General features: G+C 63.3%; 11 protein-coding genes. 2 read left to right on the forward strand and 9 right to left on the reverse strand.

Features of this window, described 5'->3' with window-relative positions; translation table 11 throughout:
- Positions 1 to 28 precede the first annotated feature (28 nt).
- The 8 genes from U1738_RS20000 to U1738_RS20035 form a co-directional block, all read right to left on the reverse strand.
- The gene (locus U1738_RS20000) at positions 29 to 796 is read right to left on the reverse strand and encodes a bacteriorhodopsin-like (RefSeq protein WP_332790793.1); all 768 of its coding nucleotides are present in this window, start codon (positions 794 to 796) and stop codon (positions 29 to 31) included.
- A gap of 245 nt (positions 797 to 1,041) precedes the next feature.
- Positions 1,042 to 1,665, reverse strand: coding sequence for a LuxR C-terminal-related transcriptional regulator (locus U1738_RS20005; protein ID WP_332790794.1), 624 nt, complete (start codon positions 1,663 to 1,665; stop codon positions 1,042 to 1,044).
- 649 nt (positions 1,666 to 2,314) lie between these two features.
- Positions 2,315 to 2,626 carry a hypothetical protein gene (locus U1738_RS20010; RefSeq protein ID WP_332790795.1) on the reverse strand — a complete coding sequence of 104 codons (312 nt, stop codon included), beginning with the start codon at positions 2,624 to 2,626 and terminating at the stop codon, positions 2,315 to 2,317.
- Positions 2,627 to 2,639: 13 nt separating this feature from the next.
- Positions 2,640 to 2,819 (reverse strand): DUF3606 domain-containing protein, encoded by a 180-nt coding sequence (locus U1738_RS20015; RefSeq protein WP_332790796.1) that lies wholly within the window; start codon positions 2,817 to 2,819, stop codon positions 2,640 to 2,642.
- A gap of 75 nt (positions 2,820 to 2,894) precedes the next feature.
- The gene (locus tag U1738_RS20020; RefSeq protein WP_236697491.1) at positions 2,895 to 3,173 is read right to left on the reverse strand and encodes a hypothetical protein; all 279 of its coding nucleotides are present in this window, start codon (positions 3,171 to 3,173) and stop codon (positions 2,895 to 2,897) included.
- Between the two features lie 12 nt (positions 3,174 to 3,185).
- Positions 3,186 to 6,449: an error-prone DNA polymerase gene (locus U1738_RS20025; protein ID WP_332790797.1), complete on the reverse strand. Its 3,264-nt coding sequence runs from the start codon at positions 6,447 to 6,449 to the stop codon at positions 3,186 to 3,188.
- Positions 6,446 to 7,984, reverse strand: a complete 1,539-nt coding sequence (locus U1738_RS20030; RefSeq protein WP_443027057.1) for a Y-family DNA polymerase — start codon at positions 7,982 to 7,984, stop codon at positions 6,446 to 6,448. The genes U1738_RS20025 and U1738_RS20030 overlap by 4 nt, the downstream gene beginning before the upstream one ends.
- A gap of 163 nt (positions 7,985 to 8,147) precedes the next feature.
- Positions 8,148 to 8,825: an ImuA family protein gene (locus tag U1738_RS20035; protein ID WP_332790799.1), complete on the reverse strand. Its 678-nt coding sequence runs from the start codon at positions 8,823 to 8,825 to the stop codon at positions 8,148 to 8,150.
- A 670-nt stretch (positions 8,826 to 9,495) separates the two neighbouring features.
- Between U1738_RS20035 and U1738_RS20040 the strand changes: the two genes are divergently transcribed.
- Complete coding sequence (locus tag U1738_RS20040; RefSeq protein ID WP_332790800.1) at positions 9,496 to 10,044, forward strand: hypothetical protein; 549 nt, start codon at positions 9,496 to 9,498, stop codon at positions 10,042 to 10,044.
- Between the two features lie 126 nt (positions 10,045 to 10,170).
- Here the strand turns inward: U1738_RS20040 and U1738_RS20045 are convergent, their stop codons facing one another.
- Positions 10,171 to 10,671, reverse strand: coding sequence for a Ros/MucR family transcriptional regulator (locus U1738_RS20045; RefSeq protein ID WP_332790801.1), 501 nt, complete (start codon positions 10,669 to 10,671; stop codon positions 10,171 to 10,173).
- A gap of 176 nt (positions 10,672 to 10,847) precedes the next feature.
- On the opposite strand from U1738_RS20045, the gene U1738_RS20050 reads away from it, so the two are divergent.
- The coding region (locus U1738_RS20050; RefSeq protein ID WP_332790802.1) for a hypothetical protein at positions 10,848 to 11,033 on the forward strand (186 nt) is incomplete at its 3' end.

Below are 11,033 nucleotides of genomic sequence, written 5' to 3' on the forward strand. Positions count from 1 at the left end.
TAATGGGTCCATGAACGCCTTCATCAGCTCAGGTGGCGTAACCCTTCAGGCCACCCGTCTCCGCTTCTGACTTGCGCACGGAAATCAGGAAGATGAGGATGCCGAGGCCGGCCTTGGCGACGATATCCGCGATCGTGTAGCCGATCTGGATCGTGGTCGTCACCGTGCCACCGGTCAGCCCGGCATAAGGCGCCATGTAGACGATAGGGTAGAAGCCCCAGGAGGCGAATGTCAGCAGGCGGGCCTTGCGGACCAGGTTTTGAGCGGAGGCCGGCTGCTGCTTGATCGAGTCACCCAGGCCGCGAAACAATTCCCATACGATGTAGACGAATGGGATCGCCGACAGCGTACCCCATAGCGCCCGCGTCGGGATATCGCTGGCAATCTCGCCTGGATAGCCAAGCACGATCATAAGGGCGGCGGCCGAACCGAGCCGGAGCGTCTTCGAGGTGGTTTCCTCACGCGACAGCCGCATCACGAGTATCAGCTCTACCAGCAACAGCGGCACCGTGAGCAGCCAGTCGACGTAGCGATATGCGTCGTTGAACGCGAAGCCCGTTGCCGAGACCACGCCATCCTTGAACGTGAAGGCCGCGTTCCAGCTCTCGAAGATGCGCAGGTAGTGATAGGCGGCGATGCCGGTCACCAGACCGGATATGGTCAGCGCGGTGCGATATGCCGGGGCGACCTGCGATCGGCTCAGCCACAAAAATGCCGTCGCTGCTGCCATCGTCGCGAAGGTGAATGAAAACGCATTATAGACCAGCGAGAATTGAAAGGGTGTGATGCTATCCATCGGTCTCTCCGTCACGTTGATGCACGACGCGAACGCGACGGGCATGACTATCGTTGGAGGTTGCGCGACCGTGGCAGTCACGGTCTTCGGTTCCCCAGGATTGTCGTCACAGCAACGGCGGGAGGGACATTCCGGACCGTATGTCGAATGGCAAGTGACGTACGGCCTTGTCGCCGTGACGACATCCAGGGTGATAAGTTGCCGCCCGGCCGACGGCGATACGGACCTTGTGCCGTATCGCGCGGCTAGAGGCCGGCTTCGACCGCCATCCGGATCAGGTCGGCCGTGGTGTGCAAGCCAAGACGATCCATCAGGATCGCGCGGTGCATCTTCACGGTCTTCTCAGCAAGGCCCAGTTCGGCCGCAATCTGCTTGTTGAGCAACCCGTTGGCGACCAGCGTCAATACCTGCCCCTGCCGCGGCGAGAGAGCCTTGACCATTTCCGCGGCGCGGATGCGCCGCATGCTGGACGGAGCGGCTGCGTCGGCGTCGATCTCGACCTGCGAACCGAGAAAATACAGCAAGTCATCCTGCTCGTCATAGATCGGCGCCACGAGAACCGCGTTGCGAAATGGTTGCCCGCTGCGTTTGTAGTTGAGAATCTCGACGAGTACCGGCCGATGCTCTCGCACGCCGCGCCGGATTTCCTCGGTCAGCCAAGGTTCGGTCGCGGGCCCCGAGAGAAAACGGCAATTACGCCCGATCACTTCTTCGGCAGGATAGCCGGTCAACGCGCAAAACGCCGCGTTGCAGGTCACTATCGGATTATCCGGCAACCGGGGATCACTGATTACCGACGGTATCGGGCTGTCGGCGACGAGACGGACATGACGACTCTCGGAGAATAGGGTGTCTGTCCCCTGGGCCATTTCAGCTGCGCGAACTCTTCATCGGCAGGATCATAGCGGCAGCGCGATGGGATGACACCTGAATTAACGTTCGAACCAGCAGTTGTCGCCCCCAGGCGATGGCCGGCGTGACGATCACCCAGACAGAGTCTATCAGCTCGCGGCTGAACCGCTTGTCGCCTTGTCATCGCCTTGCAGTCGGGCTTGTCATGGCACGCAGAAACTTTCGCCCCTTAAGCCGTTGAAGGTGAGATTTTCTTTTTTTTGGTCCTCCTTCTGAAGATCGCAGCTCCGCTCTGCGCCGTCGTCATCAGGTAAGATCGAGGAAACGACAGGTATCGCAGGCTTGTTTCCCGGGGACCGGATCCTCTGTTCGGTAGGAGTTGGTCTTTTGCTCCCATTCTCCGTCTTCTGAACGAACGGCTAAAATGCAATGACCTTCGCCAAAAGCGGTCGTTCCGGTTTCCACCAGATTACAACGCTGCGCATGCCAGACTGTCGCGTGTGGCCGCAGTGCAGGGCTCAAGATCGATTATCTTCTGCTCAGCCCAGTGCTCACGCGTAGCTTAAAGTGGCACAGGTCGATGCGCACGTTCGCGTATGGGGGAAGACGAGCGAACATGCGCCCGTCTGGATCAAACTCAAATCACCGCGAATCCGCCGCCGCTAATCAATCGACGTATGCGTCAGTGAACCAAGCCGCGTAGGGCGTCGTGCGGGCCATGTGTCGATTGAGATCTGGCGCCCCGTCCGTCCACCAAACAGGCCCGCGTTCCCCAAGCGCCACCTTGGCAGCGTTCACGTCGGCATGCGCCCGGTTTTCCGCCGCCGCATCGTTTGTACGGCGCGCGGCGGCGACAGCCCGCCGTGCGTCCATCAACCGCGCCACCAGTTCTTCTCGCTCGGTAGCCGACAGCGACGGATTTGACGCACGCCAGAGCCGTCCCCGCACTATAATGTATCGACCATCGGGCGTGGTCATCGGCGATGCGGGGTCATGCCTTTTTGAAATGGCGTTCAACCGCGTCGGCACCGTTGCCAACCGCTGCTACCGCATCGTGCAACTCATCGGCGCTGACGCAGAACTTGTCGGTCCAGTAACGAACTTCATAGTCTTCACCGAGCGCGATCCGCGAGGCATCTTGCGGCCCGCGCAGTGTCTTGTCGTCAGCCATTTCCGTTCTCCATCTGGAACATCCCGAACGATCGTGACTCCATTTGGATGCTGGCACTTCTCTGCGAACCACAACTTATGGAACGACACTGTCGTCATACCGGCCCGCCCGGCGAAGCTGCCGCACGATGCCGTTGAACGCCGCGGTCACGCCCTGTGCCCGGCCGATCTCATTTTCTTGTCTGGCGGCATCCCAGTACAGTTCGAGCGGCCACCGTTCCGGACAATGCTGCAGCAGGCAGCGTAGCGCCAGTCGCACCTCGACACCGTCCACCCGGCCGTCGGCCGACCGTGACACGCCCGAGCGCAGGATATGCACGGAGAGCGCGATGACGACGCGCTGATGTCGTGGCATTTTCGCCAAGCTTCACCGAAAGTCGTGTGACTTGAACCGCACGACCTCCTCGGGGTCCATGCCCTCGGCATGCGGTGGCCAGTATGAGTTGCGAGGACGCGGATCCCAGCCAGCGTCACCGCGATCAGGTGAGCCGGCATGGCGCGCGCCATCACCGCGCCCCGTGCGATGCGGAAACGACATCTCGCCGACCCGGTGCAGCAGATCGCCATGATCGATGATCCGGTCGCAGATGATATGGATCACCTCGCCCTCGCGCTGCACGCGCCCCTTCATGCCGATCATCGAGGCCGACATAACGGTGCGGCGCTGGCGCTCGAACCGGTCGGGCCAGAGGATGCCGTTGGCGATGCCGGTCTCATCCTCGATCGTGAGGAACAAGATGCCCTTGGCGCTGCCGGGCTTCTGTCGGACGAGGATGATCCCGGCGACCTCGACATGTCGGCCGTCACGAATGGTCGTAAGATCCGCGCATTTGGTGACGCCGCGCCGGGCAAGCTCGTCTCGCACGAATGTCAGGGGGTGGGCCCGAAGCGAGAGCTGTAACGCGCGGTAATCCTCGATCACCTCCCGTCCGTCCGTCAGCGGACGGAGCGCAACATCGGGCTCCACCCCTTCCGCGCTGAACGCCTCCGCTGCCCGATCGGCGGCCGCGAACAAAGGCAGCGGGGCCTCACCCAGACCGCGCACCTTCCACAGCCCCTGCCGACGATCCGCGCCGAAGCTGTGAAACACATCGCCATCGGCGAGTTTCTCGATCGCGGCACGTTGCACCCCCGAGCGCTTCCAGACATCTTCGACGGACTCGAAGTTCGTCGTGGCGCGCGCGCCGACGATCGCGGCACCATCGGCGTTCGACAGGCTTCGCACGATACGCAGGCCCAGTCGCACCGCAAGATAGCGACCGCCGGTCGGCTCGAGCGTGCAATCCCAGCGACTGGCGTTGATACAGGGCGGTCGCACTTCGACGCCGTGATCGCGCGCATCGCGGACGATCTGCGCTGGCGCGTAAAATCCCATCGGCTGCGCGTTCATTAGTGCCGCGCAGAAGACATCGGGATGGTGGTGTTTCATCCAGCTTGAAGCGTAGGATATCTTGGCGAAGCTGGCCGCGTGGCTCTCGGGGAAGCCGTAAGAGCCGAACCCCTCGAGCTGACGGAACGTGCGCTCGGCGAACTCGCGTGGATAGCCACGTAATACCATGCCCTCGACCAGCTTCTCGGCGAAATGCGACACACCACCGGTGAACTTGAACGTCGCCATGGCGCGCCTGAGCTGGTCCGCCTCGGCTGGCGTGAACCCAGCGCCAACAATCGCTACCTTCATCGCCTGTTCCTGGAACAGCGGGACGCCCAGTGTCTTCTCGAGCACGGCGCGAAGTTCCGGCCGGGGATATTCCGGCTTCTCCAGTCCCTCGCGCCGGCGAAGATAGGGATGCACCATGTCGCCCTGGATGGGGCCGGGTCGCACGATCGCGACCTGGATGACGAGATCGTAGAAGCGTCTAGGCTTCATCCGCGGCAGCATCGACATCTGCGCGCGGCTCTCGATCTGGAACGTACCGAGCGTGTCGGCCTTCTGGATCATCGCGTAGACGTCCGGGTCATCGTCCTGCAGATCGGCAAGCTCGACCTTCAATCCCTTGTCGGCCTCGAGCATGTTGAACGCGCGGTTCATGCAGCCGAGCATGCCGAGCCCCAGCACGTCGACCTTCATAAACTTCAGGGCATCGATATCGTCCTTGTCCCATTCGATGATCTGGCGGTCATCCATCGCCGCCGGTTCGATCGGCACGAGATCGTCGAGCCGGTCGTGCGTGAGGACAAACCCGCCGGGATGCTGGCTCATATGGCGCGGCACGCCGATCAGCTTGCGCGCCAGATCGAGCGTTAGCCGCAGCCGGCGGTCGGCAATGTCGAGGTTGAGCTCGTTGACCTGTTTCTCGCCCACGCCTTCGGCCGACCAGCCCCAGATCAGTCCGGCGAGCGAGGATGTCAGATCCTCGGGGAGGCCCATTGCCTTGCCGACATCGCGCACGGCACCGCGTGCGCGATAGCGCTGGACGACAGCGGTCAGGGCGGAGCGATCGCGGCCATAGGTCTCGTAGATCCACTGAATGATCTCCTCGCGCCGCTCGTGCTCGAAATCGACGTCGATGTCGGGAGGTTCGCGGCGCTCGCCCGATACGAACCGCTCGAACAGAAGCTCGTGCTTGATCGGATCGATCGACGTCACGCCAAGCACGAAGCAGACGCACGAGTTGGCGGCGGATCCGCGTCCCTGGCACAGGATGCCGCGCCGGCGTGCTTCGCGCACGATCGCATAAACCGTCAGGAAATACGGCGCGTAGCCAAGCTCGCCGATCAGACGAAGCTCGTGCGCGATCTGGTCGGTGTAGGCGGCTGGCACATCCCCACCGAACATCCGATCAACCGCATCAGCCGCCAATTGCTGAAGTGCTTCCTGCGCGCTCAATCCGTCGATCAACCGTTCGTGCGGATATTGATAGGCGAGCTCGCCCAGATCGAACGTGCAGGCACGCGCAATATCGACGCTGGCACGTAGTGCATCGGGATAGGCTGCGAAGCGCCGCACCATCTCGGCTGGAGACTTGAGCGCGCGGTCGGCATTGACCTCACGCCGGTAGCCAAGCTCATCGACGGTGCACTTCTCGCGTACGGCGGTCACCACGTCCTGCAACAGCCGGGCTTCGGGCGCATGATAAAGCACGTCCCCCGTGACTACGGCCCGGACGCCCGCGCCCCCGGCTTGCCGCGCCAGCGCATCGATCCGCACCGCGTCACCCGGCCGACGTCGCTGAAATAGCGCCATATAGCCGCGCTTGCCGTACACCGCCCTCAGATCAGCAAGTGCCGCGAAATTCTCTTCGTCGGCCTCATGCGGCAACAGAATGGCGATGATGCCCTCGGACCAGGGTCGAAGATCGTGCCAGTGGAGCAGGCAGCCGCCTTTGCCCGCGCGCTTCTTGCCAAGGGTTAGAAGCCGCGTGATCCGCGACCAGGCCGGGCGATCCGTCGGGAGCAGGATCAGGCGGCGGCCGCACGACAGGTCGACGCGCGTACCGGCGATTGAGCGGACTCCCGTCGCCTTCTGGGCTTCCCAGGCACGCACGACACCGGCGACGGTGCCGATGTCACCAATGCCGAGCGCCGGGTATCCAAGCATAGCGGCGGCGGCGAACAGCTCCTCGGGGCTGGACGCGCCGCGTAGCAGAGAGAAATGCGTGAGCACCTGCAGCTCGACATAGTCGGTCATGCGAACACGCCATGGATCCACCAGCTGAGATCGCCGGTCTCGTCGACCATCCCGTCGCCACGCCGGAACACCCAGAAGCGCCCGCCGGTCTCATCCTCGACCCGGTAGTAATCCCGCACGGCCCAGACTTCGGCGTCGCGGCGCCACCACTCGCCGTGGATCCGCTCGGGGCCGTCGCCAGCGACGACCTTATAGCGCTTGCCACGCCACTCGAACCGCCGTGGCGGCTGATCCGGCAGCAGCGCGATCACGCCCCAGAGCGGCTCTGGCCGCGCGAACAGCCGCACCGGGCGTTGCCAGTTCGGCCAAGTGCCCGGTGCCACCACCGGGTCGGCACGCGTGACCGCACGCTCCGGCACATGGCTGGCCATCGGTGCCACCCTGAACACCGCGGCAGGTCCGATGCGTCCAGCCACGACGTCGACGAGCCGCGCGGGATCCCGCACCACGACGTCGCCTGCAAGGACAGCGCCGAGATCGACGGCGTCCAGTGGCTCGGTATGCGGGGCGGCAAGCCAGAATTGCTCCATCCCCATGCCCGGATCGATCTTTTCGATCCGAAGCTTGAGCAGCCTCAGCAGATGCGCCGTCTCGCGGGTCGGGCGCGATGTGCCGACACCGACGATCTGCTCGGTCCCATCGACCCGCGAGCCGACGAAGCGCAGCGAGCGGACACCCAGTCCGCGCGTTTGCAGCACGGTTGCGAGATCGCCGAGCAGGTCTTCCATGACCCGCGCAATCGCCTCGGCAGTGCCGATCGGCTCGATCAGCCGCCGTTCGACGACCGGGGTGGTGACGTCCATCCGCGGCGTGATCGGCTCGGCGACGCCGCCGATCGCCTGATCCAGCCTCTTGATCGCGGCGAGCCCCAACCGGCGCGCCAGCGGTCCGCGCGCGACGGGCAGCAGGTCGCCGATCGTCTCGAACCCGAAGCGTCGTGCCGCCACAAGCGCCGTTCCGCTCAATCGCAACGCCGCGACCGGTAGCGAGGAGATCGCGCGCACCGTCTCGCGCGTAGGCACGATCGTCAGGTCGTTCGCAGCGAAACGAGCCAGCGCGTGCGCCGCGCCGGCGGTATCCGCCACCGCAACGCGCGCGGTGAACCCGGCGCGCTTGCAGAAGGCGAGCAGCCGCTGGCAGAATCTTGTCTCACCACCGTGAAGGTGATCGCAGCCCGCCAAATCCAACCAAAGGCCATCGGGCGGCGTCGCGGCCGCGATCGGCGACCAGCGCCGCACCGCGAGCAGCGCAAGTCGATCGAGCAACGCGGCGTCCGCGTCCGGGTCGGCGGGACGAAAGTCGAGATCCGAGACCAGCGCCCTCGCATGCGTTGCCGCCATCCCGACATGCACGCCGAGCATGGCGGCAGAAGGACACGCCGATACGATCTCCTCGCGGCGACCGACCTTGCCGACCAGTGCCAGTGGTGCCCGGTGGAAACCGCACGCGCTGAACCCGCCGGTTACGTCTGCCGTCCCGAGCTCGGTTTTGAAGGGGTGGCTTGCCGCCTCGGACCTCCGGCCAAGCTCGCGCATGGGTGGCCGGGCATGCGCGGGCAGCGCCGCGATCTGCTGGTCGACGCTTGCCTGGGACGGTGCCTGTGCTCGCGCCCAGCGCGCGCCGGGCCGCCAGTCTCCGCCACGCGGGACCGAGCAGGCACCTGGATCATCGTCGTGGGCAAATTGGAATGCGCCGCGCTCAGGCAGCGGCATGGCGCGCCGTTCCAGCCGTCTCAGCCGTTCGATGGCCAAGTGCGGCAGGAACAGCGAGACGACCCGTCTCATCGCAGCCCTCCAGGAGAATCGAGAACGCTTCACCGCCGCGCTGACGTGCCAGCTCAACCAGCCAGCGAGGCCGGCCGACGCCCGCCACGCCCAGACGCTTCGACGGCGCGCTGGCTATGCGCCAACGGGTGCAGGCCGCTGACGGCTCGGCCAGCGGATCCTGCTCACGAGCACGCCTTCTGCGAAGCAACAGGACTGGGATATCCGCATCGGCGGCGACGAGTTGTAAACGACGGGTGGCTACCATCGGTACGCGGCTCGCCTCGGCCACAATCGCAGACGGCGTGCCGTCGCGGATAGCATCCTCGACGACCGCCAGCAGCGCGTTGTCGTCACGAGGCTGTGCGTGGATCAGATCAGCGGAGCACAGGCCGGCTTGTTCGAGCCCCGGCGCGTAGAGGTCGGAGCGGCAGCTGACCCACAGCACCAACCCGCCATTTGAGCACGCCTCTCGCGCGGCAATTCCGGCAAGAAATAGCGTGGCCGCCGCATCGTCGACCAGCGATGAGGAGGCGGCTGCCGCCTCGTGCAGTGCGCCGGCGCGCAGGCCGCCTGCCAGGCGGCGATCCAGCTCCTGAACGCCAAACGGCATGATACGATGGTCGACATTCGGTGTCGCGACAGCTCGTAAGTGGGCTAGGCTCGGCAGGGAATCGGTAGCGGCGGGCATGACGGTAAGACTCGGAGTGTTCCTTTTATGTTCCGTTAAAGTTGGGTTGGGGTCAAGCGTCGAGCGAGTCCGAATACTATCAGCTGCGCAAATGAACGATTTGGGTCTGGCATGAGCTGAGACCCTCGCCTGCCCGAAATGACACCTCAATTCCCTGGTAAGCGCGCAAGCTGGTCCCTGGCTCGAACTACAGATTTTCCGGGGAAAGCACGTGCCGCACGTCCCGGGGGATGGCGTCTGGGAAACGCCCTTTTGGTGTCAATCCGATAGCGGACCTTCGCAACCTGCCAGTCGTTGTATCAAGACCAAGGAGAAATGGCATGACGATCGAACCGGAACGTGACGAGGAAGATACCAACGAGGCGGACGCGATGGAAGAAGCGCAGAAGGACGCTGCTGAGGAGCGGAAAGAGGGCGGATACCAGTAATACATCAACCTGGACGGTGCCGGGCGCCGCGTAAACTCTACGGGGGCCACTTGCCGGACGGCATAACCCGCGGGCTGCACTGTAGTGCCGAAGCGGGCGAACATAGCGTGTGGATGAGCCGTTAGCTTTGGGGTGGCGCAGCGTCGCCTCAAAAGGGGATCGATATGTTGCTATTTGCTATTGCCGCTGTGGTCACGGAAGTCCCGCCTGGAAATATAGGGCCAATCATGCCGGGCACGATCACGGTCGGCCTCGCCAATCAAGATCCGGCCTCACAAGATCGCGCCAAAACAGATGATAACGACCCCTTTGTCAGAGCGACCCAACAAGCGCTGAGCAACGCGAACTTCCTTGTTCTGCCAGTCGGGCCACAAAGCCGCTACGTCGCCACCATCGAGGTCAGTCAGCAGCAACGTGGGTCCGTTGCCGCCGATGGCGCCGAAGATAGGCCCGCTGCCAACATCGGCAATGGGGTGAGCGCCCGGGTAACATTGCCATCCAGAAAGACGAGCCTGCACGGTCTTGTAGTCACACGATTACACATCGAGGTGCGCCTGCGTAGCGATCGCCATCTGGTCTGGTCAGGCAGCGCGTTAACCGCTCAAGTGTCTGGAACTAGAGATGGGTCCGCGACCGCGGTAGGCGCGAAGCTTGCAAACGCGTTGGTTTCGCAATTCCCCAACACGCTACAGGAGCCCATTTCTGTTCCGTGATGATCTCTGAACTATCACGAGGTGGAATGGCCACGCAGGCAATCGCGCCGGGTGCGGAAAACCTGTAGGCCAACCTATGCACTCGGATCGGTGAGGGCAGGCCGAAGCCCACCCTCAATGCCTGTTTCATTCTGACGCGTCACCCTGCGCCGCTTTGGCGGCGCGAACCTTACGGGGGGCTTTTGCTGCCTGCGCGACCTTAGCCTGCCGCCCCTTGGAGCCCAGACCAATCCGGTGCGCCATCGCGCGACGTGCTTCCGAATAGGTCGGTGCGACTATCGGGTAATCGGCTTTCAGATTGTACCGTTCACGATACTGCTCAGGTGTCAGGCCGTTGGTGGTCAAGTGACGACGCAACGCCCTATACGGCTTGCCGTCGATCATTGAGATGATGAAATCCGGATTGGACAAAGACTTCCTTGCAGTGACCGCAGGCTCGTACGTCTCCTCCTCGGCCGGCGCTTCCGTGGGTGCTTCGAGCGAGAGCGAAGTCACGGCTTCGTGCATGGACCGCATGAACGCCAGGACCTCATCGGCACCAGCGCGTGTATTGCTGTTTGAGAGCCAGGCAATTGTTAAACTCGTGGCGAGTTCCACCACGTCGATCTTGTCTTCAGTCTCGGCCATTACCGTATCCTTATGTTGCGACGGGTCGCCGGTGCCACCTCATCGTGGCCGAGTAAAGCAAAACGCAGTTTTTATGTTGAACGGAACATCGCCTCGCTCCTGAACACGTCGCATAGTACGAATTAACATGGTGGTTATAGCACCTGTTGCTCATCCGGTATTAGACGTGGTTCTTCTTGTCCGATTTAACTTCGCTGTTCGGGCTAGGCCTCGATCCTATAATGGTGACATTGCGCGTCCCAACCGACCGGCAGATCAGCGGTAAACGCCAATCGCTTGGCATCGATTGCCGCGATTTGGCGACCAGCCAGCGCGTCATCGACGATGGCCGGCGCGAGGAACGCCAGCCGGACGACGCGAGT

This window comes from Parasphingomonas caseinilytica (assembly GCF_036663755.1).
Classification (GTDB): domain Bacteria; phylum Pseudomonadota; class Alphaproteobacteria; order Sphingomonadales; family Sphingomonadaceae; genus Sphingomonas.

Bases quoted from the DNA above. Each gene is read 5' to 3' on its own strand.
- U1738_RS20000 (WP_332790793.1), bottom strand. From the start codon at position 796: ATGGATAGCATCACACCCTTTCAATTCTCGCTGGTCTATAATGCGTTT.
- U1738_RS20005 (WP_332790794.1), bottom strand. From the start codon at position 1,665: ATGGCCCAGGGGACAGACACCCTATTCTCCGAGAGTCGTCATGTCCGT.
- U1738_RS20010 (WP_332790795.1), bottom strand. From the start codon at position 2,626: ATGACCACGCCCGATGGTCGATACATTATAGTGCGGGGACGGCTCTGG.
- U1738_RS20015 (WP_332790796.1), bottom strand. From the start codon at position 2,819: ATGGCTGACGACAAGACACTGCGCGGGCCGCAAGATGCCTCGCGGATC.
- U1738_RS20020 (WP_236697491.1), bottom strand. From the start codon at position 3,173: ATGCCACGACATCAGCGCGTCGTCATCGCGCTCTCCGTGCATATCCTG.
- U1738_RS20025 (WP_332790797.1), bottom strand. From the start codon at position 6,449: ATGACCGACTATGTCGAGCTGCAGGTGCTCACGCATTTCTCTCTGCTA.
- U1738_RS20030 (WP_443027057.1), bottom strand. From the start codon at position 7,984: ATGCGCGAGCTTGGCCGGAGGTCCGAGGCGGCAAGCCACCCCTTCAAA.
- U1738_RS20035 (WP_332790799.1), bottom strand. From the start codon at position 8,825: ATGCCGTTTGGCGTTCAGGAGCTGGATCGCCGCCTGGCAGGCGGCCTG.
- U1738_RS20040 (WP_332790800.1), top strand. From the start codon at position 9,496: ATGTTGCTATTTGCTATTGCCGCTGTGGTCACGGAAGTCCCGCCTGGA.
- U1738_RS20045 (WP_332790801.1), bottom strand. From the start codon at position 10,671: ATGGCCGAGACTGAAGACAAGATCGACGTGGTGGAACTCGCCACGAGT.